The organism is Mycobacterium sp. SP-6446 (assembly GCF_001954045.1).
Classification (GTDB): Bacteria; Actinomycetota; Actinomycetes; order Mycobacteriales; family Mycobacteriaceae; genus Mycobacterium.
In genome coordinates, this window is sequence record NZ_MBEM01000106.1 from 56,095 (window position 1) to 79,164 (window position 23,070).

Below are 23,070 nucleotides of genomic sequence, written 5' to 3' on the forward strand. Positions count from 1 at the left end.
GTTCTAGCGTCTAGGCGTGTTCTCTGATCCCCTCACCGAAGCGATCGCCGAAGCCGAGAAACTCGTCGCCGCCGCGCCGCACATCGAATCCGAAGCCGACCTGCTCGAAGGGCTGCAGTACCTGGCTGGCTGCATAGCCGCGTGTGAGCACCTGGCCTTCGACTACGAGCGTGACCATCCCTTCCTGCAGTCGGGCACCGGCCCCTTCACCAAGATGGGCCTCGACAACCCCGACACCCTCTACTTCGGCACGCGTGTGCACGCCGACCACGACTACGTGGTCACCGGCCGGCGAGGCACCACCACCGACCTGAGCTTCCAGCTGCTCGGCGGCGAATACACCGACGACAACGTGCCAGCCAGCCAGGCGGCGTTCGACGACCGGGAACTTGAGATCGCCGCCGACGGCAGCTTCGAGTGGCGGGTGCGGCCGACCAGCAACGGGCAGTTGGTGATTCGCGAGGTCTATGGCGACTGGTCGGCGCAGCGCGGCACGCTGACCATCGCCAGGCTGGACACCGCCGGCACCGCACCCCCGCCGCTGACCCGACAGCTCATCGAAAAGCGTTATGCCACAGCGGGTAAGCAGCTGGTGAACCGTGTGAAGACCTGGTTGCAGTTCCCGCAGTGGTTCTACCTCGACCTCCCGGTCAACACTATGGTGCCGCCCCGGCTGACTCCGGGTGGCCTGGCAACCCAGTACTCGTCGGTGGGGCACTTCGACCTGCGGCCCGATCAGGCGCTGGTGATCACGATCCCGGTTTCGGACGCCCCGTATCTCGGCTTCCAGCTGGGCAGCCTGTGGTACATCTCGCTGGACTACATCAACCACCAGACCTCGCTGAACAACACTCAGGCTCAAGCGGATCCGGACGGCAAGGTCCGCATCGTCGTCGCCGACCAGAATCCGGGGGTGACCAACTGGGTCGAAACCCTCGGCCATCGACGCGGTTTTCTGCAGTTCCGCTGGCAGCGGGTATCTCGTGAACTCACCGAGGCCGACGGGCCCACCGTCGAGGTGGTCGACTTCGACGCCGTACCGGCCGCGCTGCCGCATTTCGAGCGCAACAAGATCTCAGAGGAGCAGTGGCGCGAGCGAATCGCGTTGCGACAAAGCCAAATTGCGGCCAGGATGCTGGGGTGACGATGTCGGGCATGCTCAAACGAAAGGTCGTGGTCATCAGCGGGGTCGGGCCGGGTCTCGGCACCACGCTGGCGCACCGGTGCGCACGCGACGGCGCCGATCTAGTACTGGCGGCGCGCACCATGGAACGGCTCGAGGGGGTCGCCAAGGAGATCACCGACACCGGACACCAGGCGCTCGCGGTGCGCACCGACATCACCGACGACGACGCGGTGAACAACCTCGTCGAGGCCACCATGGAGACCTACGGAAAAGTGGACGTGCTGATCAACAACGCGTTCCGGGTGCCGTCGATGAAACCGTTGGCCGGCACCACATTTCAGCACATCCGCGACGCGATCGAGCTCAGCGCGCTGGGCGCGCTGCGGCTTATCCAGGCCTTCACCCCCGCGCTGGAAAAGTCGAGCGGATCGATCGTGAACGTCAACTCGATGGTGCTGCGGCACTCGCAGGCGAAATACGGCGCGTACAAGATGGCCAAGTCCGCCCTGCTGTCGATGTCGCAGTCGCTGGCCACCGAACTGGGCGAGAAGGGCATCCGAGTCAATTCCGTTGCACCCGGCTATATCTGGGGCGACACGTTGCAGTCTTACTTCGAACATCAAGCCGGCAAGTACGGCACCACGATGGACCAGATCTACCAGGCCACCGCCGCGAACTCCGACCTCAAGCGGTTGCCCACCGAGGACGAGGTGGCTTCGGCGATCCTGTTCCTGGCCAGCGACCTGTCCAGCGGAATCACCGGACAGACCCTGGACGTCAACTGCGGGGAGTACCACACCTGATGTCAGATCGCACCGATATCGGCACCGTCGACGAGTTGCACGCATCGGCCACCAAGCTGATCGGGCTGGACGACTTCGGCACCAACGACGACAACTACCTCGAAGCGCTGGAGGTCTTGCTGGATTCGTACCGGCGCGAAGCGGGCCTAACGGTGTTGGGCAGCAAGATGAACCGGTTCTTCCTGCGCGGCGCGTTGGTCGCCAGGCTGCTGTCCGAATCCGCGTGGAAGCAACACCCACAGCACGCTGACGTCGCTATCGAACGGCCGATCTTCGTCACCGGGCTGGTGCGCACCGGCACCACGGCGCTGCACCGGCTGCTCGGCGCCGACCCGGCACACCAGGGCCTGCACATGTGGTTGGCCGAGTTCCCGCAGCCGCGCCCGCCGCGCGAAACCTGGGAATCAAACCCGCTGTATCGCCAGCTCGATGCGCAGTTCACCCAGCACCACGCGGAAAACCCCGGATACACCGGGCTGCACTTCATGGCCGCATACGAGCTGGAGGAATGCTGGCAACTGCTGCGGCAATCGTTGCATTCGGTGTCCTACGAAACCCTTGCGCACCTGCCGAGCTACTCAAAGTGGTTGTCGGAGCAGGACTGGACTCCGTCGTATCGTCGGCACCGCAAGAACCTTCAATTGATCGGGCTCAACGACGCCGACAAGCGTTGGGTGCTGAAGAACCCCAGCCATCTCTTCGCGCTGGACGCCTTGATGAAGACCTATCCCGATGCGCTGGTGATCCAGACCCATCGGCCGGTCGAGACGATCATGGCCTCGATGTGCTCGCTGGCCCAGCACACCGCGGAGGGCTGGTCGACGACGTACGTCGGCGCCCAAATCGGCGCCGACTCAATGGAAACCTGGTCGCGTGGGTTGGAACGATTCAACACCGCACGCGCCAAATACGATCCGGCGCAGTTCTACGACGTCGAGTACCGGGAATTGATCGCCGATCCCTTGGGTACGGTCGCCGACATCTACCGGCACTTCGGGCTGACGCTGACCGACGAGGCGCGGACCGCGATGGAAAAAAGCCATGCCGAAAGCCAGTCCGGCGCCCGTGCGCCCAAACACACGTATTCACTGGCCGATTACGGGCTCACCGTCGACGCGGTCAAGGAGCGCTTCGCCGGGCTGTAGTCAGCCGTCGATCCGCTGCGCCCCCAACCACACCCCGTCGGGAGACCCGATCGCGCCCGCCCGCTCCCGTGCCTCGGCGAGCTCGGTCGACGCTGCGAATTGCCGTGCGGCGTCGATGTTTTCCATGTCCATGACGACCAGAACGGTGTTCGGATCGTCGCCGTCGACGTAGGTCCCGGTTACCACGAGCCCATGCCGGCGCCGCGTCGCGTCCAGTTCCGGATCGCGAAACACGTCGTTCCATCGGTCGACGCTGGCTACTCGCTGCTTGACCAGCATGACTCCAGCCATGAGGACCTCCTTGGAGTAACTGCTATGTCTACAGTCGTAGACATAGCTACTACGCTAGCGCAACGCCGCGGTGATGTCTACAGTCGTGGACATAACTGAAGGGAGCGGCATGGACAATGCAGCGCCGCGGCGCCGCGACGCCGGTGCGACCAGAAGTCGACTGCTGACAGCGGCGCGGGAGCTGTTCCTCGGTCAGGGGTACAACGCCGTCGGCCTGCGCGAGGTGGCCGCGAAAGCCGGCGTCGACGTCACCCTGGTTCGCCGCTATTTCGGCTCGAAGCAACGGCTTTTCGCGGAAGCCACCGACGTCTCGGAAGACACCGACGAAATCCGGAACGCCGCCGACGACACCGTGGGCCGGCAAATGATCGCCCGGGTCCTCGGGGCGCGACGGGACGTCGAAGCCCCGCTCTTCGCGCTGCTCCGATCCAGCGGAGACCCGGCGGTGGTGACCCGGCTGAACTCACAACTCGAGCAGGGCCTTACCCGCAACCTGTCCAAGCGGATAACCGCCGACCACGCCCGGATTCGCGCGGACATGGTGACGGCCTTGCTGCTGGGCATCGGCGTGCAGCGCGTCCTGTTGCAGAAGAAGCCGATGGCCAGCGCCCCTGACGACGACATCGCGGCGGTGTTCATGGAGGCCTTCGAAGCGATCACCAAACTGCCGCAAGGCGATTGACTCAGTAGTCGTCGGAAACCGAATCCAGATAGCCCTCGGCGACGGCGTGCTCGATGCTGTCGCTCAACTTCGGGCAGGACCGGGTGCGTGCGGTATCGCCGCCGGATTCGCGAATTTCGGCGAAGTGCGCGCATCGCTGGGAGGCCTCGGTGTTCCATTGCACCGCGGTGTGGCCCGGGCCAAGGCGCCTGACGGTGACCGTGACGTGACAGAACCGGCAATCCACGGGCAGCAGCCCCGAGGTGAGGTAGCGATCGCGATCCGCGCGGGTGGCGTCGGCGACCGCCGCGGCGCGCTGCGGATCGTCGGCGAAATCTCTTGACTTTGACCAGGATCCACCGCCCCGGCCCGTCCGGCTCTCGCGCTCTTCGTGGTCGTGATGATCGCCGTGCAGCAACAACATCGAACGCGCGAGTCGGTCGACGTCGGGGACCGCGGGCTGATCGTCGGACATGGGCCTAGTGTTGTTCGGCGGGTACCTCTTCGGATGCGGGCTCGGATTCCCGCGCCTTCAGGTTCTCTTCGACCTCGGCGTTCCAGTATTCGTTGGCGCGCGTGGTGTCTACCTCGATCTCGAAGCGCTCCACCATTTCCGGCTGGATGTCGGCGACGTCGACGTAGAACTGCTGATACCAGCGGCGCAACTGATAGACGGCGCCGTCCTCCTCCACCAGCAGCGGGTTGTCGATGCGGGTCTTGTGTTTCCAGATTTCGACGTCCTGCATGAAGCCCTTGCTGACGCCCTCGGTGAACACCCGCGACAGCTTGTCGGTCATCTTTTCGTCCATGCCCTTGGGCTTTTCGACGATGACACCCCACTGCAGGACGAACGAATTCTGCGTGACCGGGTAGTGGCAGTTGATCAGGATCGACTCGGCTTTGTAGTCGCCGTATTTGTTGTGCAGCCAGTTGATCATGAAGGACGGCCCGAAGTAGGACGCCTCAGAATCCAGGTGCGCCTCCCCGTACGAGGTGCCCAGGTCGTTGACGTCCGGTCGGCCGACGTTGTGCAGGTACTGCGAGGCGATGTGGCCCTCGAAGACGTTCTTGAAGTACGTCGGCAGACCGAAATGGATGTAGAAGAAGTGCGCCATGTCGGTGACGTTGTCGATGATGTCGCGGCAGTTGGAACCCTCGATCAGGACGCTGTTCCACCGCCAGTCGGTCCATTCGTCGCTGTGGGCTTCGGGAATCTCGGGGATCTGGACCGCGGGGTCCGGCGGGTTGCCCTCGTGGTCGTGCCAGACGAACAACAGGCCACCGCGCACGTCGGTCGTCCAGGACCGGGTGCGCGCCGTCTTCGGTGTGCGCTTGGCATACGGCACCAGCTTGCAGCGGCCGTCGCCGCCCCAGCGCCAGTCGTGGAACGGGCACGCGACCTCGTCGCCCTTGATGGTGCCCTCGGAGAGGTCACCGCCCATGTGGCGGCAATAGCCGTCCAGCACCTTCAGGTCCCCATGCGAGTCGGCGAAAACGACCAGTTTGGTGCCGAACGCCTCGATCGAGTGCGGCTTACCGTCCCGGAAGTCTTTCGCGACGCCCAGGCAGTGCCAGCCGCGGGCGTACCTCGTCGGCAACGGACCGGGATCGATTTCCCGGATGCCGACCGCTTTGGTATCGGTACTCACTTGTCACCTCCAACTTGCGAGCCCTCTAACTAGAACACGTTACAGTTTTGCGGTCGCCATGCGCAATGACGGTGCGTCTGGCCACGTGATATTCGCGCTGCGGTATATGTAAACGATGCCGCTGTTTTCTTTCGAGGGTCGCTCGCCCCGGATCGATCCCTCCGCGTTCGTGGCCCCGACGGCCACCCTGATCGGCGACGTCACGGTCGAGGCGGGCGCGTCGGTGTGGTTCAACGCCGTGCTGCGCGGCGACTACGGGCCCATCGTGGTGCGCGAGGGTGCCAACGTGCAGGACGGGTCGATGCTGCACGCGCCGCCGGGCATCCCGGTGGATATCGGTCCCGGGGCGACAGTGGCGCACCTGTGCTGCATCCATGGGGCTCACGTCGGATCCGAGGCGCTGATCGCCAACCACGCGACCGTTCTCGACGGCGCGGTGATCGGCGCGCGCAGCCTGATCGCGGCCGGGTCGCTGGTGCTGGCGGGCACCCAGATTCCGGCCGGGATGCTCGCCGTCGGATCGCCGGCCCAGGTGAAGGGGCCGATCGCCGGAACCGGCGCGGAGATGTGGGTCAACCTCAACCCGCAGGCCTATCGCGACCTGGCGCAGCGGCATATCGCCGGGCTGGAGCCGATCTAGACCTTGCCGAGCGTGCGGCGTTAGACCTTCTTGGTGTTCGCGACCGCGCGATCGATCTCCCAGTACGCGCGCAGGGCGAGCATCTTGCCCTCGTCGTCGGCCTTGTAGGTGAACACGCCCTCCGCGGTGGTCTGGTAGTCGCCCGTGGTGATCAGGATGTGCCCGACGTTGGCTTCCTCGTTGCCGCACTGGTAGGTGTCGCGGAAGACGAACTCGATCTTGGTGGTGGGGGCGATCGCCTTGTCCCAGAACGCCGAGATCGCGTCGCGGCCCCGGTGCCCCTTGCCCTCCGGGTCGAACGGCGACGGCCCGATCGGGTCCTCGACGATGGCGTTCTCGGCGAACACCGCCAGCCACGCCTCCTTGTCCCTGGCGATGACGGCCTCGCGGGAGCGGCGGCCGGCCTCGTGGGCGGGGTTCTTGGTCTTTTCCTGAGTCTCGGTCATTGTCAACCCCTTTCGGGCTTGTCGGCGCCGACCACCCACATCGAGTAGTACTGCGAGCCGCCGCCGTAGGCATGCCCCAACGCCTTTCGCGCGCCCGGCACCTGGTGATCGCCGGCCTTGCCCATCACCTGGATCGCCGCCTCGGCGAAGCGAATCAGGCCCGACGCGCCGATCGGGTTCGACGACAGCACGCCGCCCGACGGGTTCACCGGAAGCCGTCCGCCGATCCGGGTTTCGCCGGCCTCGGTGAGCTTCCAGCCCTCGCCCTCGGGCGCAAACCCGAGGTTTTCCAACCACATCGGCTCGAACCACGAGAACGGCACGTAGATCTCGGCGGCGTCGATCTCGTCGATCGGGCTGGTGATGCCGGCCGCCTTCCACAGCGCAGCGGCCGCGTCGCGCCCAGCTTGCGGGCTGACCTGATCGCGGCCCGAGAACTGCAGCGGTTCGGTGCGCAGCGCCGTCGCATGGATCCAGGCCACCGGATGTCCTTGCGCCAGACGGGATTCTGCGATTTCCTCATTGCCGATGACGACCGCGGCCGCGCCGTCGGAAGACGGGCACGTCTCGTCGTAGCGGATCGGGTCCCACAGCATGGGGGACTCCATCACCTTCTCCAGGGTGATGTCGGGCTGGTGCAGGTGCGCAAGCGGATTGCGGGCGCCGTTGAGCCGGTCCTTCACCGCGACCATGGCGCCGATGTTCAACGGAGCGCCCGAGCGGCGGATGTACGACCGAACGTGCGGGGCGAAATAGCCGCCCGCGCCGGCACCGACCGGCTTGATGAACGGGATCGGAATCGACAACGCCCACATGGCATTTGATTCCGACTGCTTTTCCCAGGCCATCGCCAGCACGCGCCGGTACTTCCCCGACTGGACCAGGCTCGCGGCCACCACACCGGTAGACCCACCCACCGAGCCCGCGGTGTGCACCCGGATCAGTGGCTTGCCGGTGGCTCCCATTGCGTCGGCCATGAACAGCTCCGGCATCATCACGCCCTCGAAGAAGTCGGGCGCCTTGCCGACCACGACGGCGTCGATGTCATCGAAAGTGGACCCAGAGTCGGCCAGCGCCCGGTCGATGGCCTCACGCACCAGGCCGTTCATCGAAACGTCTTGCCGCTTGGCGACATACTTGGTCTGCCCGGTACCCAGCACCGCGGCGAGGACCGCTCCCGCACCGGCCATCAGTTCTTCCCTTCCATGACCGCGACTAGGTTCTGTTGCAGCGCCGGCCCGCTGGTGGCATGCGCCAACACGCGCTCGGCCGACCCATCCCAGATATGTTGGGCCGCAAATCCGATCCGCTCAAGACCGGCGACGAACATCGGGTTGGCCGACAGCGTGCCGCCGGACGGATTGACCTTCGTCGCCCCCGGAATCCGGATCGCCTCCGCGATGATCAGGTGCTGATGGGTGAAGGGCGCATGGATTTCGGCGACGTCGAGGTTGCGGATGTTTCCGCCGGTGGCCGCCTTGGTCGCGGCCGTCGTCGACGGCGACTCGGTCAGGTCGCGCGCGCCCAGCACCGGCGTCTCGATGCGATGTTCGATTCCCGTGATCCAGGCCGGGTTTTCGCGCAGTTCACGGGCGCGGTCGTCGGCCGCGAGCACGATCGCCGCGGCACCGTCGGTGATCGGAGCGATGTCGTGGCGCCGCAGGGGGTCGGCAAAGAAAGGCCGGTCGAGCAAATCGTCGATGGTGATCGGGGATTCGACGGAGTCCACTCGTTTGGCCTGCGCGAAGGAATCCAGGGCGACGCGCGCCATCTGCTCGAAACTCCACTTCTCGGCGTCGATTCCGATGCGGGCCTGTAGCCCCGCGATCGACACCGAGTCCGGCCAGAGCGGCGCGACGGTGTAGGGGTCGGTTTGCCGCGACAGGACACGGCGCAGGGTTCCGGCCGAGGACTTGCCGAAGCCGTACACCAGCGCGGTGTCGACCTCGCCGGTCAGGATCTTGATGTAGGCCTCGTAGAGGGCCCAGGCCGCGTCCATCTCGACGTGCGATTCGTTGATCGGCGGCACCGCGCCGATCGAGTCGATCGCGGAGATGAACGAAAAGGCCCGCCCGGCAAGGTAATCCGAAGAACCTGAACACCAGAAGCCGATGTCGGCCTGGGAGATGCCGAGTTCCTCGTAGAGCTCGGCGAAGCACGGCATCAACATCTCGACGCCGTTGGTGGTGCCGTCGGTGCGGCGGACATGCGGGGCGTGGGCGAAGCCGACGACCGCAACGTTGCGAGCGCTCATTGCAGGTAAGCCCTTTACAGGTGGTGCTTGTAGGTGTCGTAGTCGGCGTCGGGTTCGCCGGTCGGCCGGAAGTACTCGATGTTGTCGATGCCAAAACCCCACTCCTCGCGAGGTTTCCACACCGCCTCGACGCGCATACCCATCCGCACCTCGTGCGCGTCGATATCGGCGACCAGATGCAGGAACGGGATGTCGGCGCCGTCGAGCAGCACATAGGCCGCCACGTAGGGCGGTTTGATGCGCTGACCCTTGAACGGGATGTTGATGATCGCGAACGTCGTCACCGTGCCCTTGTCGGGCAGCTCGACGAACTCGGTGGTGGGCTGGCCGGTGGCGGGATCCGCGCCGTGCGGCGGGAAATAGACCTTGCCGTTTTTGCCGGTCTTCGCGCCCAGCAGCTTGCCCTCGGCGATGGCGCGCAGGTACGCGCTTTCCTCGTGCGAGGCGGTGTGCTGGATCGTCATCTCGATGGGCGTGACGATCACGTTGACCGGTTCCCGGTGGCCCTCGGGCTGCTCCGGCACCGGCTCGGCTTCCCCGCCCAGGGCGAAGTACGCGATGTCGGTGATCGCACCCACCGGCTCGTCGGCCCAGTGCACGTGTACCCGGGCGCCGCGCTGGATGGCCCCGGGTTCGCCCGCATCCACTGCGTGTAGCAGTGGGATGTCGGCGCCGTCGAGCTTGATCAGCGCCCAGGCGAAGGGGCGGTCCAGCGGCTGGCCTTCCAGCGGCTCTGGCTGCCAGGCCCAGGACACGACGGTGCCGACTGCCGACACCGGTACCATCTCGCCCAGCGGCTCATAGGTAACCGGGTCATATTCCGCCGGAGGTACATGGACCCGGCCATCGGATCCGCGCACCCCGAGGATGCGGCGCTCACGCAGGGCGGTGAAGAACTTGCTCAGCGTGGGGCCGACCGAACGGGTGTAGTCGAAGGACAACGTCAGTGGCGCGGAGAGTGGTGGCTCAGGGTGATCGATCAGGGTCGGGCCGCTCGAACTGGGTGTCACGCCTTCGAGTAGAACAGGTTCTAAGAATGGTTTCAACATCGGGTCGGCTGGAAGGGCGAACGTCATGAAGCTGGGTTTGCAGCTGGGGTATTGGGGCGCTTCGCCGCCGGAGAACGCCGGGGAACTCGTCGCCGCGGCAGAGTCGGCCGGCTTCGACGCCGTGTTCACCGCCGAGGCGTGGGGATCCGACGCCTACACCCCGCTGGCCTGGTGGGGCTCGTCGACGCAGCGGCTGCGGCTGGGCACGTCGGTGATCCAGCTGTCCGCGCGCACCCCGACGGCCTGCGCGATGGCGGCGCTGACCCTCGATCACCTGTCCGGCGGCCGGCACATCCTCGGCCTCGGCGTATCCGGCCCGCAGGTGGTGGAGGGCTGGTACGGCCAGCGATTCCCCAAGCCGCTGGCCCGCACCCGGGAGTACATCGACATCCTGCGGCAGGTCTGGGCCCGGGAGAAGCCGGTGACCAGCGACGGCCCCCACTACCCGCTGCCGCTGAGCGGAGAGGGCACGACCGGCCTGGGCAAGGCGCTCAAGCCCATCACCCACCCGCTGCGCGCCGACATCCCGATCATGCTGGGCGCCGAGGGGCCGAAGAACATCGCGCTGGCAGCCGAGATCTGCGACGGCTGGCTGCCTATCTTCTACACCCCGCGGCTGGCCGGCATGTACAACGAATGGCTCGACGAGGGGTTCGCCCGGCCCGGGGCGCGCCGCAGCCGGGAGGACTTCGAGGTCTGTGCGACGGCCACCATCGTCATCACCGACGACCGCAGCGCCGCCTTCGCGGCGATGAAGCCCTATCTTGCCCTCTACATGGGCGGCATGGGCGCCGAGGACACCAACTTCCACGCCGACGTCTACCGCCGGATGGGCTACGCCGAGGTCGTCGACGAGGTGACGAAACTCTTCCGCAGCAACCAGAAGGACAAGGCCGCGGAGATCATCCCGGACGAACTCGTCGACGACGCCGCGATCGTCGGCGACATTGACTACGTGCGTGAGCAGGTCAAGGTGTGGGAGGCCGCGGGCGTGACCATGATGGTGGTCAACGGGCGCACTGCCGCGCAGATCAGCGAGCTTGCCACCCTGGTCTAGCGGGGTATTGCCGAACGAATAGAACGCGTTCTAGATTGGCCCGATGACAGCCTCGCAGCACACCATCGCGGGCACCGTACTGACGATGCCGGTACGGATTCGCAAGGCGGCCCAGCACATGGCGATGTTCTCGGTGGACGCCGGCGCCGCCCAGCGGATGATCGACTACAGCGGCCTGCGGGTCTGCCGTTACCTGCCCGGGCGCGCGATCGTGGTCCTGATGTTGATGCACTACATCGACGGCGACCTCGGCCAGTACCACGAGTTCGGGACCAGCGTCATGGTCAACCCGCCCGGATCGGACGCGAGCGGGCCGCGCGCGCTGCAGTCGGCGGGCGCCTTCATCCACCACCTGCCCGTCGACCAGCCGTTCACGCTGGAGGCCGGAACGAAGATCTGGGGTTACCCGAAAGTCATGGCGGACTTCACCGTTCGCGAGGGCCGCCAGTTCGGGTTCGACTGCACCGTCGACGGTCAACTGGTGATCGACATGGAATTCGGTCGCGGCCTGCCGTTTTCGCTGAGCCCGCGCCAGCAGCAGCAGCGCACCTACTCTCACCGCGACGGTGTCACCCGCGAGACGGCGTTCGAACACACGCTTGACGGCGTGCGCACGCGGTTCGGCGGGGTGCGCGTCCGGCTGGGCGATCACCCGTACGCGAAAGAGCTGGCGTCGCTGGGCCTTCCGAAGCGCGCGATGCTGTCCAGCTCCGTGGAGAACGTACAGATGACATTCGGCGACGCTCAGGAGATCTCATGACGACCGCGATGACCAGACCCGACGTCGACCTCACCGACGGCGCTTTCTACGCCGGTGACTCCCGAGCCGTCTACCGCTGGATGCGGGAGAACGAGCCCGTCTTTCGCGACCGCAACGGGTTGGCCGCCGCGTCGACGTATCAGGCCGTGATCGACGCCGAGCGCAACCCCGAGCTGTTCTCCAATGCCGGTGGCATCCGACCCGACCAGGACGGCGTCGAGATGATGATCGAGATGGACGATCCGCAACATCTGTTGCGCCGCAAGCTCGTCAACTCCGGTTTCACCCGCAAGCGAGTCAAAGACCAAGAGGCCAAGATCGTTTCGCTGTGCGACACGCTGATCGACGCGGTGTGTGAACGCGGCGAGTGCGACTTCGTCTGGGACCTGGCCGCGCCGCTGCCGATGGCGGTCATCGGCGACATGCTCGGAGTCCGCCCGGAGGAACGCAAGATGTTCCTCAAGTGGTCCGACGACTTGGTCAGCTTCTTGAGCAGCACCGCCGCGCAAGAGGATTTCCAAGTGTCCATGGATGCCTTCGCCGCCTACACCGAATACATGATGGGGATGATCGCCGCGCGCAAGGAGGAGCCGACCGACGACCTGGTCAGCGTCCTGGTGCACGCGGAGGTCGAGGGATCACGCCTGGAGGACCACCAGATCGTCACCGAGGTGCTGCTGCTGCTGATCGGTGGCGACGAGACCACTCGCCACACGCTGTCCGGCGGGACGAGGCAGCTGCTGCTGCACCCCGATCAGCACCGCCGTCTGGTCAACGACCTGGAGCTGCTGCCCAACGCGATCGAAGAGATGCTGCGCTGGACCGCGCCGGTGAAGAACATGGCGCGCACAATCACCGCCGACACCGAGTTCCACGGCACTCCGCTGCATCAGGGCGAGAAGATGATCCTGCTGTTCGAGTCGGCGAACTTCGACGAGAAGGTTTTCGACGACCCGGAGAGCTTCGACATCGAGCGCTACCCGAACAACCACCTCGCGTTCGGCTTCGGGACGCACTTCTGCCTCGGCAACCAGCTCGCCCGGCTGGAGCTGTCGATCATGCAATCTCGCCTGCTGCAACGGCTTCCGGATTTGCGGCTGGCATCCGATGCCGCGCTGCCCCTGCGGCCCGCGAACTTCGTGTCCGGCCTCGAGAAGATGCCGGTCGCGTTCACCCCGAGCGCAGCCCTGGGCTAAGCCCCGCGCGCCGAGCGTGTTCTCAGGGCGAGAATCGGGCCAAATTTTCACCGTGACTTCACGTTCGGCGGGCCCAGGCCGCGGCCAGCCGCGCCAGGATGCCGCCGCGCGTGTTTCCGGCCGTGACCCGGATTGCGATCCAACCCAGCTCCGCTAGCGCTTCGAAGCGCTCGACGTCCCTGCGGAATTGCTCGGGATCGGTCCAGTGGTGGAGTCCCTCGTAGTCGAGCGCGATTCTCATGTCGTCCCAACCCATGTCGACAACGGCGACAAGCTCTCCATACTCGCCTTGGACCGGTAGCTGGGTCTGTGGGGGTGGGTAACCGGCCTCGATGACCAGTAGTCGGAGCCACGTTTCTTGCGGTGACTGCGCTCCCGGGTCGACGAGGGTCAGCGCACGCCGCGCGCGCCGGATGTTTCGGTGGCCTTTGTACCGTTCGGCGATCAATTCGGCATCGGCAACCTTCAGCCCGGTTGCTCGGGCCAGCGCATCGGTAGCGGCCACGGCTTTGCCGACGGGATAACGACAGGCCAGGTCGAACGCGGTACGGGCCGGGGTGGTTGCGGGCATTTCACCGATGGCTTGGGTCTCGTCGTCCGCGATGGTGTCCGACCAGGTGTGGATGCCGGCCGGCGGACGACGGTGCTCGTACAGCAACTGCGCCGGCGCCCGATCATCCACCCACCTGGCGCCATGCAGTGCCGATGCCGAGAGGCCGGCGACGACCCCACGCCGCCGCGACCACAGCCAGGCAGCGTGGGCTCGCTGTACCGCGGTGAGGTTTGTGCCGCATGCCACGTAGATGTCCGGATGCAGCGAGACATATCGGCTGCGCAGCTGGTGACGCGTCAGTGCGCCCGATGCGAGCGCCTCGCTGCCGACGAATGGTCCCTGCATGCGCGAAGTGTGCCTATCGGCACCGACAACCTCGCCGAACGTGTTCTCAAGGCGAGGAAATGGCCAAAAAACCGCCCTGAGTACACGTTCGGCGCAACGGGTTAGCGGTTTTGGAAGTTGGGCTTGCGTTTCTCGGCGAAAGCCCGCGGCCCTTCCTTGGCGTCGTCGGACAGGAACACCTTGATGCCGATCTGGGTGTCGATCTTGAAGGCGTCGTTCTCGTTGAGGCCCTCCGTCTCGCGGATCGCTCGCAGGATCGCCTGCACGGCCAGGGGACCGTTGTTCTCGATGAGCTCGGCAATCTCCAGCGCCTTCGTCAGCGCCTGCCCGTCGGGGACGAGGTAGCCGATCAGGCCCATCTCCTTCGCCTCGGCGGCGGTGATGTGGCGCCCGGTCAGCAGCAGGTCGCACGCCACCGTGTACGGGATCTGCCGCACGAGCCGCACGGCCGACCCCCCCATCGGGTACAGGCTCCACTTGGCCTCCGAGATGCCGAACTTGGCGCTTTCCCCGGCGACGCGGATGTCGGTGCCCTGCAGGATCTCGGTTCCGCCCGCGATCGCGGGACCTTCGACGGCGGCGATCAGTGGTTTGGTCAGCCGGCGGCCCTTCAGCAGGGCTTCGATCCGCGACGGGTCGTAGCTGCCGTCCTTGAATGAATCGCCCGGCGGCTTTTTGGTTGCTGTCTTGAGGTCCATGCCCGCGCAGAAATAGCCACCGGCCCCGGTGAGGATGCAGCACCGGATGTCGTCGTCGTTGTCGACGCGATCCCAGGCCTGGACCATGATCTCCATCATTTCCGTGCTCAGCGCGTTACGGGCGTGTGGCCGGTTCAACGTGACGATCAGGGTGTGGCCGCGCTGCTCGACCAGCGCGTCGGGACCCGTCTGTTCGTTTGCTGGAGCGTCGGCCACGGCTACCGCCTTTCCGTCGACATGGGGGACGAGCTTGTCAAGAAATGTAACACGTTCTAATTTGGTGGCCGTGGCCCTGAATATTGCCGATCTCGCAGAGCACGCCATTGACGCTGTGCCCGACCGTGTCGCCCTGATCTGCGGCGACGAGAAGCTGACCTACGCGCAACTCGAGGAGAAGGCCAACCGCCTGGCGCACTACCTGATCGACCAGGGGGTGAAGAAGGACGACAAGGTCGGGCTCTACTGCCGCAACCGCATCGAGATCGTCATCGCGATGCTCGGCATCGTCAAGGCGGGCGCGATCCTGGTGAACATCAACTACCGCTACGTCGAGGGCGAACTGCGCTACCTGTTCGACAACTCCGACATGGTCGCGCTGGTGCACGAGCGCCAGTACTCCGACCGTGTGGCCAACGTGCTGCCGGAGACGCCGAACGTTAAGACGATCCTGGTCGTCGAGGACGGCAGCGACAACGATTACCAGCGCTATGGCGGCGTCGAGTTCTACGCGGCGATCGCGCAGGGCGCGCCCGAGCGGGACTTCGGCGAACGCAGCGCCGACGACATCTACCTGCTGTACACCGGCGGCACCACCGGCTTCCCGAAGGGCGTGATGTGGCGCCACGAGGACATCTACCGGGTGCTGCTCGGCGGAACCGACTTCGCCACAGGCGAATTCGTCAAGGACGAGTACGACCTCGCCAAGGGCGCCACCGAGAACCCGCCGATGGTCCGGTATCCGATTCCGCCGATGATCCACGGTGCCACCCAGTCGGCCACCTGGATGGCGCTCTTCGCCGGCCAAACCACCGTGCTCGCACCGGAATTCAACGCTGACGAGGTATGGCGCACGATTCACAAACACAAGGTCAACATGTTGTTCTTCACCGGCGACGCGATGGCGCGGCCGTTGCTCGATGCGCTCGAGAAGGACAACGACTATGACCTGTCGTCGCTGTTCGTGCTTGCCAGCACCGCGGCGCTGTTCTCGCCGAGCATCAAGGAGAAGCTGGTGGAGCTGCTGCCCAACCGGGTGATCACCGATTCCATCGGCTCCTCGGAGACCGGCTTCGGCGGCACCAGCATCGTCGCCAAGGACGCGCCGCACAGCGGCGGCCCGCGGGTGACGATCGACCACCGCACCGTCGTCCTCGACGAGGAGGGCAACGAGGTCAAGCCGGGCTCGGGCGTGCGGGGCTTCATCGCCAAGAAAGGCAACATTCCCGTCGGCTACTACAAGGACGAGAAGAAGACCGCCGAGACGTTCAAGACCATCAACGGCGTGCGCTACGCCATCCCCGGAGACTGGGCGCTGGTCGAGGAGGACGGCACCGTCACGATGCTGGGCCGCGGATCGGTGTCGATCAACAGCGGCGGCGAGAAGATCTACCCCGAAGAGGTCGAGGCCGCGCTCAAGGCCCACCCCGACGTCTTCGACGCCTTGGTGGTCGGGGTTCCCGACCCCCGTTACGGCCAGCACGTCGCCGCCGTCGTACAGGCCCGGCCGGGCTCGCGGCCGACGCTGTCGGAGCTGGACGGCTTCGTCCGCTCCGAGATCGCGGGATACAAAGTGCCGCGCAGCCTTTGGCTCGTCGACGAGGTCAAGCGCTCACCGGCCGGCAAACCCGACTACCGCTGGGCCAAGGAACAGACCGAGGCGCGGCCCGCCGACGACGTGCATGCCGCTCACGTAACTGCCTGACGCCCTGACCGACTTCGTCAAACAGCACGCGGGCGCGCCCGCCGGCTACTTCGGCTGGGAAGCGGCCGGACTGCGCTGGCTTGCGAGCGTCGACGGCGGCGTGCCCTGCGCGCAGGTTGTTTCTTTCGACGCGACCAGCCTGACCCTGCGGCGGCTCGAGTCGGCGGCCCCGAGCCGCGAGGCGGCGCGCGTGTTCGGCAACCGGCTCGCCGTCACGCACGACGCGGGTGGCGCGGCGTTCGGCGCGGGTCCCGACGGGTGGGAGGGGCCCGGGTTCTTCGGGCCGCTATCCCAGCCCTTGCCGATGTCGTTGCGGCGGCACCGGCGCTGGGGTGATTTCTACGCCGACGAGCGATTGGCCCCGATGGCCGAACTCGCGGCGCCCCGGCTGGACGCATCGACGCGCGACGCGGTCGATTCCGTGGCGGCGCGCTGCCGTGCCGGCGACTTCGACGACGACGACCCACCCGCCCGGCTGCACGGTGATTTGTGGAGCGGCAACGTGATGTGGACGCCCGGCGGGGTGGTCGTGATCGATCCGGCCGCGCACGCGGGGCACCGCGAGACCGACCTGGCGATGCTTGCGCTGTTCGGCTGCCCGCACTACGACATCGTCCTCGCGGGCTATCAGGAGGTGCGATCGCTGAAACCCGGCTGGCGCAACCGCATTGGGTTGCACCAGCTCTTTCCGCTGCTGGCGCACGTCGTGCTCTACGGCGGCGGATATGCGGAGCAGACGCGCGCCGCCGCCCGCGCCGCGCTGGCCGCCTGAACGCCGGGCTAGAGTCAAATCTCGATGACGATCGACGTGTGGATGCAGCATCCGACCGCGCGGTTCCTGCGCAGCGACATGCTGGCCTCGCTGCGACGCTGGACCGGTGGCACCATCCCGGACGGCGACATCCCGATCGACGCGACCGTCGCGTCGATGGATGCCGCCGACGTGGGGCTGGGCCTGCTCAGCGCGTGGCGCGGGCCCGGGGGCCTGGATCTCGTCTCCAACGACGAGGTCGCCGAATGGATTCGGTTGCACCCGAGCCGGTTTGCCGGCCTGGCCGCGGTCGATCTCGATCACCCGATGGAGGCGGTCCGCGAGCTGAGGCGCCGAGTGAGCGAGGGATTCGTGGGGCTGCGGGTGGTGCCCTGGCTGTGGAACGCGCCGCCCACCGATCGGCGCTACTACCCGCTGTTCGCCGAATGTGTCGAATCCGGCGTGCCGTTCTGCACCCAGGTCGGTCACACCGGCCCGCTGCGGCCGTCGGAGACCGGACGCCCCATCCCTTACATCGACCAGGTGGCCCTCGACTTTCCGGAGTTGGTGATCGTGTGCGGGCACGTCGGCTATCCATGGACCGAGGAGATGGTCGCCGTCGCCCGCAAGCACGAGAACGTCTACATCGACACCTCGGCCTACACGATCAAAAGGTTCCCGCAAGAGCTCGTCCGCTTCATGAAAACTCCTACCGGACAACGCAAAGTCCTGTTCGGCACCAACTACCCGATGATCGCCCACGCCCACGCGCTCGCGGGGCTCGACGAACTCGGGCTCGACGACGCGGCTCGCCGCGCCTTTCTGCGCGGCAATGCCGAACGGGTCTTCAAACTGGAGGCAGTCAAATGAACGGTGCCCAGGCCCTGATCAACACCCTGGTCGACGGCGGCGTCGACGTGTGCTTCGCCAACCCGGGCACCTCGGAAATGCACTTCGTTGCCGCTCTCGACGACGTCGCGGGGATGCGCGGTGTGCTGGCCCTCTTCGAAGGCGTCGCCACCGGCGCGGCCGACGGTTACGCGCGCATCGCCGACCGGCCGGCGGCGGTGCTGCTCCATCTGGGTCCCGGATTGGGCAACGGCCTGGCCAACCTGCACAACGCGCGCCGGGCCCGGGTGCCGATGGTGGTCGTCGTCGGCGACCACGCCACCTATCACAAGAAGTACGACGCGCCATTGGAATCCGACATCGACGCGCTGGCCGGCAGCGTCTCGGGATGGGTGCGCCGGACGGGCGGGGCCGGCGATGTCGCCGCCGACGCGGCCGAGGCCATCGCGGCCAGCCGGTCGGGCTCGTGCATTGCCACCCTGATCCTGCCCGCGGACGCGTCCTGGTCGGACGGCGCCGAGCCCGCCAAGGTGGCGCCCGCGCAACCCGCGGGTGTCGATCCGCTCCTGGCGCCCCGGGTGCTGGAGGTGCTGCGGTCGGGGGAGCCCGCGGTGATCATGCTGGGCGGGGACGCCACCCGCGGGCCCGGGCTGGCCGCGGCCGCACGGATCGCCGCGGCGACGGGCGCGCGCCTGCTCTGCGAGACGTTCCCGACGCGGCTGGAACGAGGCGCCGGCGTGCCCGCCGTCGAGCGGCTCGCGTACTTCGCCGAGGCCGCCGCGGCCCAGCTGGACGGCGCCAAACACCTGGTGCTGGCCGGCGCCAAGTCGCCGGTGTCCTTCTTCGCCTACCCGGGGATGCCCAGCGACCTGGTCCCGGCGGGCTGCGAGGTCCACACGCTCGCCGCACACAGCGGCGCGGCCGGCGCGCTGGCCGCGTTGGCCGACGAGATCGCGCCCGGGACCGTCGCGGAAGTGGCGGCCCCGTCGCGCCCGCAGCTGCCGACCGGGCAGCTGACCTCCGCGTCGGCGGCCGACGTGATCGGCGCGCTGCTGCCGGAACGGGCGATCGTCGTCGACGAGGCGAACACCTCGGGCGTGCTGCTGCCGCAGGCTACCGCCGGCGCGCCGGCCCATGACTGGCTGACGCTGACCGGTGGGGCGATCGGCTACGGCATCCCGACCGCGGTCGGCGCCGCGGTCGCCGCGCCCGAGCGTCCGGTGCTGTGCCTGGAGTCCGACGGGTCAGCCATGTACACGATTTCGGGCCTGTGGAGCCAGGCGCGGGAAAACCTCAACGTGACCACCGTCGTCTACGACAACAGCGCCTACGACATCCTGCGGATCGAGCTGGCCCGGGTGGGCGCCGGGTCTGCGCCCGGCCCCAGAGCGCTGGACCTGCTCGACTTATCGCGCCCGACAATGGATTTCGTCAAGATCAGCGAAGGGATGGGTGTTCCGGCCCGCCGCGTCACCACCGTGGAGGAATTCGCCGATGCCCTGCAAGCGGCCTTCGCCGAACCCGGGCCGCACCTGATCGACGCCGTCGTCCCGTCAATAACGCGCTAGCCCGGGGATTCGGCTGAGGAGCCATTCCGACAGCGCGTTGAGGACCTCGACGCCCGTCTCGAACACCCCATCGTGGACCTCGGCCGCCAGCGCCACGCCCCATTGCCCGGACGGTGTGGGGACGATCCCGAACTGCCGGACCAAATAGTCACCATTTACCCCCGGGCCCCAACCGCCCTTCGCCGCAAGGCCTTTGGCGGCCAGGCCCCATTGCTGGCTAGCGGTGAGGCGCTGCATCAGGTCGACGACGTCGCCCGCGTCGGGGATAGACGTCAGCTCGGCGGCGAATCGCGCCTGCCGCTGCAGGGTCCACGGTGTTTGGCCAAATGCCGTGTAGCCGCGGCGAAGTCGGCGCGATTCGACCACGGTGGCCGTGTCGCCGCCCTCGGCGATGACGCCCTGCACTAGTCGTGCCGCGTCCGCCGGATCGCCCAGGCCGGACCACAACTGCTCGGACGCGCGATTGTCGGATTCCGTGATGGCCTTCACGGCCAGGTCTTTGGCGCGCAACCAGTCACTGCGCAACGCCGCGATCGCCAGCGGCACTTTGATCGTCGACCACGCGACACCGGACCACCACCGGCCCAGCGAGTACGTGCGGTCCGGGCGGGCGATCGCGATGCCGACGCTCGCGGGCACCGCGGCGGCAAGTTGTTCGAAACTCGCTTCCAGCGCGAGCTCGAGGGGGCGGGACGTCATGTGCTTACCGGCGGATCGGCCAGACGGGTTCGCCGCAGTCGACACCCTCGGACGACAACTGGCGCTTCAGCACCTTGAAGGTCACCGTCCGCGGCAGCTCCGCGCTGACCCTGACGTACGACGGCCACTGCTTGGGTCCTAAGTCCGGTTGTTCGGCCAGGAAGGCCCGGAATTTCTCGGGGTCAAACTCGCTCCCGGGCGCCAGCACCAGCGCCGCCATCACCTGGTCACCGACGACCGGATCGGGCACCGCGTACACCGCCACCTCGGTCGCATCAGGATAGCGCAGCAGCACCCGCTCGATCGGCGCCGCGCCGAGGTTCTCGCCGTCGACCCGCATCCAATCGCCAAGTCTCCCAGCAAAGTAGGCGTAGCCGGACTCGTCGCGGTAGGCGAGGTCGCCGCTGTGATAGATGCCGCCGGCCAGCCGCTCGGCCTCGGCGGCCTCGTCGTTGTAATACCCCTCGAAACGGCCCGACCCGGCCGTGTTCACCAGCTCGCCGACCACTCCTGCCGGGCACGGCTTGCCGGTGTCGGGGTCGACGATGTCGAGCCCCTCGGTGAGCGGACCCAACGCGCCGGGCGGGGTGTCGGGGGTGCGCGCGATGGCCACCCCGCCCTCGGTGGAACCGAATCCGTCTTGCACCACACAGCCGAACCGTTGTCCGAAGCGCTCGACGTCGGCGGGCACGCCCTCGTTGCCGTACACCGCCCGCAGCGGATTGTCCGCATCGTCGGGCCGCTCGGGCGTGGCAAGAACATACGACAACGGCTTGCCGACGTAGTTGGCGTAGGTGGCGCCGTACCGGCGAACATCGGCCAGGAAGTTCGACGCGGAGAACTTGCGCCGCAAGGCCATTGACCCCCGGCACGCCGCCGCCACCGACCAGCCCACCAGCACCGCGTTGGAGTGGAACAACGGCATCGACACATAGCAGACGTCGTCGCGGCCGAGATCGAATCGCTGTGTCATCGTCACGCCGGCGATCGCGACCTTGCCGTGGCTGCACTTCACCGCCTTGGGATCACCGCTGGTGCCCGACGTGAAGATCAGCATGAAAAGGTCGGCGGCTGAGGCGGACTGGAAGCTGGGTTCGGCGTCGGAGTGCGCGGCCACCTCGTCGGCCCATTCGGCGGAGTCGACGTTGAGGTGCTCGGTATCGCCCAGTGTGGCAGCCGATTTCGCATCGGCGAGGACCAGCTGGCAGTCGGCGCGATCGATATCGCGGGCCAGCGCCTCGCCGCGGCGCACGGGATTGAGGCCGACCGGCACGATCCCCGACATCCCGGCCGCGACCAACATTGCCGAGAAGAACGGCGTGTTTTCCAGCAGCACGCCGACGTGCGGCGGTCGCGCGGGGTCGAGACGTTCGCGCAGCGTTGCCGCGATCGCGGCGCCATGCCGGATGTGATCACGCCAGCTGGTGAACGAATCCTCGAAGTAGACACCCCGGTCGTCGATCTCAGCCAGCGGCACCAGCAGGTTGGTGACCGTGAGGTCACCCGCGGCGCTAGGCAGGGGTTTCCGCCAGCTCACGGCCGATCCGACGCAGCTGGCCGGTCGCGCCGCCCAGCGCGAACTCGGTCTCTTTGGCGGCCAGGAAATAGCGGTGCACCGGGTGATCGGTGTCGACGCCGACGCCGCCGTGCACGTGCACGATGGTGTGCGCCACCCGATGTCCGGCATCGGCGGCCCAGAACGCCGCACTGGCCACGTCGATGTCCGCCGGCAGATCTTCCGAGACGCGCCAGGCCGCCTGCGTGAGCGTCAGCCGCAGTCCCTTGACGTCGATGTATCCGTCGGCCAGCCGCTGCCCGACGGCCTGGAAGCTGCCGATCGGCCGGTCGAACTGCTCGCGGGTGCGCGCGTATTCGGCCGTCATCTGCAGTCCCCGCTCGAGCGCGCCGAGCTGAAACGCGCTGCGGCCCAGGGTGGCAAGCGTCTCGAGCCAGACCACTACCTCGGCGCCGCCGACCTTCCGGCCCGCGCCCACCTCGGTCCCGTCCAGCGTCAGCTGCCCCACGCTGCCCAAGCCCGTGGTCTGCAGCGCGGTCACCGTGACGCCCGGGTCGTCGGCAGCGATCAGAAAGACGGCGGCGCCGGAATCGGTCTGGGCGGGAACCAGAAATGCGTCCGCGACCGGCCCGAAGCCGACCTGGGTGCGAGTGCCGGTGAGGCGGTAGCCATCGCCGGCGGCGACGGCCTGGACCGGCCCCTCACCCATCTCGCCGTCGAGGGCGACCGTGAGGATCTTCTCCCCGCTGACCGCCGGCGCGCCCCACTGCTGCTGCAGTTCCTCGGAGCCGAACCGGGCCAACGCCCCGGCGGCCAGGACGACCGAGTCCAGGTAGGGCACCGCGGCCAGTTGGTGGCCTAGCGCGACCAGCACGGCCGTTTGCTCGAGCACGCCGAAACCGTCGCCGCCCAGCGCCGTCGGCGCCGCGCTGGTCAAGATGTCGGCGTCGACGAGCTTGCGCCACAGCTCGCGGTCGAACCGTTGGTCAAGCCCGTCCAGCTCGCGCTGGTGTTCCGGTGTGCACACCGCGTCCACGATGGTGTCGACCAGCCCACCGAGGTCGTTCGCCGCTTCGGTTGTCGTGAAATCCAT

At 67.1% G+C, this 23,070-nt stretch carries 24 protein-coding genes; 12 read left to right on the forward strand and 12 right to left on the reverse strand.

Annotation, left to right across the window (positions count from 1 at the left end; all coding sequences use genetic code 11):
• Positions 1-16: 16 nt before the first annotated feature.
• The 3 genes from A5736_RS09145 to A5736_RS09155 are packed head-to-tail and all read left to right on the forward strand — an operon-like array spanning position 17 to position 3,074.
• Positions 17-1,144, forward strand: a complete 1,128-nt coding sequence (locus tag A5736_RS09145; protein ID WP_076245726.1) for a hypothetical protein — start codon at positions 17-19, stop codon at positions 1,142-1,144.
• A 2-nt stretch (positions 1,145-1,146) separates the two neighbouring features.
• Positions 1,147-1,929, forward strand: a complete 783-nt coding sequence (locus tag A5736_RS09150) for an SDR family oxidoreductase (RefSeq protein WP_076245728.1) — start codon at positions 1,147-1,149, stop codon at positions 1,927-1,929.
• Positions 1,929-3,074 carry a sulfotransferase gene (locus A5736_RS09155; RefSeq protein WP_076122734.1) on the forward strand — a complete coding sequence of 382 codons (1,146 nt, stop codon included), beginning with the start codon at positions 1,929-1,931 and terminating at the stop codon, positions 3,072-3,074. The genes A5736_RS09150 and A5736_RS09155 overlap by 1 nt, the downstream gene beginning before the upstream one ends.
• Here A5736_RS09155 and A5736_RS09160 read toward each other — a convergent pair whose 3' ends face one another.
• On the reverse strand, positions 3,075-3,365 hold the full coding sequence (locus A5736_RS09160) for a hypothetical protein (protein WP_254848331.1): 291 nt from the start codon (positions 3,363-3,365) through the stop codon (positions 3,075-3,077).
• Positions 3,366-3,474: 109 nt separating this feature from the next.
• Between A5736_RS09160 and A5736_RS09165 the strand changes: the two genes are divergently transcribed.
• Positions 3,475-4,047, forward strand: a complete 573-nt coding sequence (locus A5736_RS09165; protein WP_233147962.1) for a TetR/AcrR family transcriptional regulator — start codon at positions 3,475-3,477, stop codon at positions 4,045-4,047.
• Between the two features lies 1 nt (position 4,048).
• On the opposite strand, the gene A5736_RS09170 is transcribed toward A5736_RS09165, so the two are convergent.
• Together A5736_RS09170 and A5736_RS09175 are read right to left on the reverse strand one after the other, a co-directional pair.
• On the reverse strand, positions 4,049-4,501 hold the full coding sequence (locus tag A5736_RS09170) for a hypothetical protein (protein WP_076245730.1): 453 nt from the start codon (positions 4,499-4,501) through the stop codon (positions 4,049-4,051).
• A gap of 4 nt (positions 4,502-4,505) precedes the next feature.
• Positions 4,506-5,675, reverse strand: coding sequence for a Rieske 2Fe-2S domain-containing protein (locus tag A5736_RS09175; RefSeq protein WP_076122730.1), 1,170 nt, complete (start codon positions 5,673-5,675; stop codon positions 4,506-4,508).
• Between the two features lie 115 nt (positions 5,676-5,790).
• Here A5736_RS09175 and A5736_RS09180 point away from each other — a divergent pair, with 115 nt between their 5' ends.
• The gene (locus A5736_RS09180) at positions 5,791-6,315 is read left to right on the forward strand and encodes a gamma carbonic anhydrase family protein (protein WP_076122729.1); all 525 of its coding nucleotides are present in this window, start codon (positions 5,791-5,793) and stop codon (positions 6,313-6,315) included.
• Positions 6,316-6,335: 20 nt separating this feature from the next.
• On the opposite strand, the gene A5736_RS09185 is transcribed toward A5736_RS09180, so the two are convergent.
• From A5736_RS09185 to A5736_RS09200, 4 genes are read right to left on the reverse strand one after another with little or no spacing between them, the layout of a single operon-like run.
• The gene (locus A5736_RS09185; protein WP_076245732.1) at positions 6,336-6,761 is read right to left on the reverse strand and encodes a nuclear transport factor 2 family protein; all 426 of its coding nucleotides are present in this window, start codon (positions 6,759-6,761) and stop codon (positions 6,336-6,338) included.
• A gap of 2 nt (positions 6,762-6,763) precedes the next feature.
• Entirely contained in the window at positions 6,764-7,951 is a 1,188-nt protein-coding gene (locus A5736_RS09190; protein ID WP_076245734.1) for a thiolase domain-containing protein, read from the reverse strand.
• A complete protein-coding gene (locus A5736_RS09195; RefSeq protein ID WP_076245736.1) occupies positions 7,951-9,015 on the reverse strand; it encodes a thiolase domain-containing protein in 1,065 nt (354 codons plus the stop codon). The genes A5736_RS09190 and A5736_RS09195 overlap by 1 nt, the downstream gene beginning before the upstream one ends.
• Positions 9,016-9,029: 14 nt before the next feature.
• Positions 9,030-10,025: a Zn-ribbon domain-containing OB-fold protein gene (locus tag A5736_RS09200; RefSeq protein WP_076245738.1), complete on the reverse strand. Its 996-nt coding sequence runs from the start codon at positions 10,023-10,025 to the stop codon at positions 9,030-9,032.
• Between the two features lie 64 nt (positions 10,026-10,089).
• Between A5736_RS09200 and A5736_RS09205 the strand changes: the two genes are divergently transcribed.
• Genes A5736_RS09205 through A5736_RS09215 form a run of 3 tightly spaced genes read left to right on the forward strand, consistent with a single transcriptional unit; the run spans position 10,090 to position 13,077 of the window.
• Positions 10,090-11,121 (forward strand): LLM class F420-dependent oxidoreductase, encoded by a 1,032-nt coding sequence (locus A5736_RS09205; RefSeq protein ID WP_076245740.1) that lies wholly within the window; start codon positions 10,090-10,092, stop codon positions 11,119-11,121.
• Between the two features lie 43 nt (positions 11,122-11,164).
• Positions 11,165-11,881, forward strand: a complete 717-nt coding sequence (locus A5736_RS09210) for an acetoacetate decarboxylase family protein (protein WP_076245742.1) — start codon at positions 11,165-11,167, stop codon at positions 11,879-11,881.
• A gap of 8 nt (positions 11,882-11,889) precedes the next feature.
• The gene (locus A5736_RS09215; RefSeq protein ID WP_369805008.1) at positions 11,890-13,077 is read left to right on the forward strand and encodes a cytochrome P450; all 1,188 of its coding nucleotides are present in this window, start codon (positions 11,890-11,892) and stop codon (positions 13,075-13,077) included.
• Positions 13,078-13,135: 58 nt separating this feature from the next.
• On the opposite strand, the gene A5736_RS09220 is transcribed toward A5736_RS09215, so the two are convergent.
• Positions 13,136-13,975, reverse strand: coding sequence for a hypothetical protein (locus A5736_RS09220; protein ID WP_076245744.1), 840 nt, complete (start codon positions 13,973-13,975; stop codon positions 13,136-13,138).
• 101 nt (positions 13,976-14,076) lie between these two features.
• On the reverse strand, positions 14,077-14,889 hold the full coding sequence (locus A5736_RS09225) for a crotonase/enoyl-CoA hydratase family protein (RefSeq protein ID WP_076245746.1): 813 nt from the start codon (positions 14,887-14,889) through the stop codon (positions 14,077-14,079).
• A gap of 64 nt (positions 14,890-14,953) precedes the next feature.
• Here A5736_RS09225 and A5736_RS09230 point away from each other — a divergent pair, with 64 nt between their 5' ends.
• Genes A5736_RS09230 through A5736_RS09245 form a run of 4 tightly spaced genes read left to right on the forward strand, consistent with a single transcriptional unit; the run spans position 14,954 to position 19,762 of the window.
• Positions 14,954-16,594, forward strand: coding sequence for an acyl-CoA synthetase (locus A5736_RS09230; protein WP_076064237.1), 1,641 nt, complete (start codon positions 14,954-14,956; stop codon positions 16,592-16,594).
• Positions 16,595-16,598: 4 nt separating this feature from the next.
• Positions 16,599-17,366 carry a fructosamine kinase family protein gene (locus tag A5736_RS09235; protein ID WP_076245748.1) on the forward strand — a complete coding sequence of 256 codons (768 nt, stop codon included), beginning with the start codon at positions 16,599-16,601 and terminating at the stop codon, positions 17,364-17,366.
• A 24-nt stretch (positions 17,367-17,390) separates the two neighbouring features.
• A complete protein-coding gene (locus tag A5736_RS09240; protein WP_076245749.1) occupies positions 17,391-18,215 on the forward strand; it encodes an amidohydrolase family protein in 825 nt (274 codons plus the stop codon).
• A complete protein-coding gene (locus A5736_RS09245) occupies positions 18,212-19,762 on the forward strand; it encodes an acetolactate synthase large subunit (RefSeq protein ID WP_076245751.1) in 1,551 nt (516 codons plus the stop codon). Before A5736_RS09240 ends, A5736_RS09245 begins: the two co-directional genes overlap by 4 nt.
• Here A5736_RS09245 and A5736_RS09250 read toward each other — a convergent pair.
• From A5736_RS09250 to A5736_RS09260, 3 genes are read right to left on the reverse strand one after another with little or no spacing between them, the layout of a single operon-like run.
• A complete protein-coding gene (locus A5736_RS09250; protein ID WP_076122717.1) occupies positions 19,748-20,461 on the reverse strand; it encodes a serine hydrolase in 714 nt (237 codons plus the stop codon). The two genes, A5736_RS09245 and A5736_RS09250, sit on opposite strands and share 15 nt — an antisense overlap.
• Positions 20,462-20,465: 4 nt before the next feature.
• Positions 20,466-21,980 (reverse strand): long-chain-fatty-acid--CoA ligase FadD17, encoded by a 1,515-nt coding sequence (gene fadD17 / locus A5736_RS09255; protein ID WP_076245766.1) that lies wholly within the window; start codon positions 21,978-21,980, stop codon positions 20,466-20,468.
• Complete coding sequence (locus A5736_RS09260) at positions 21,973-23,070, reverse strand: acyl-CoA dehydrogenase family protein (protein ID WP_076116178.1); 1,098 nt, start codon at positions 23,068-23,070, stop codon at positions 21,973-21,975. The genes fadD17 and A5736_RS09260 overlap by 8 nt, the downstream gene beginning before the upstream one ends.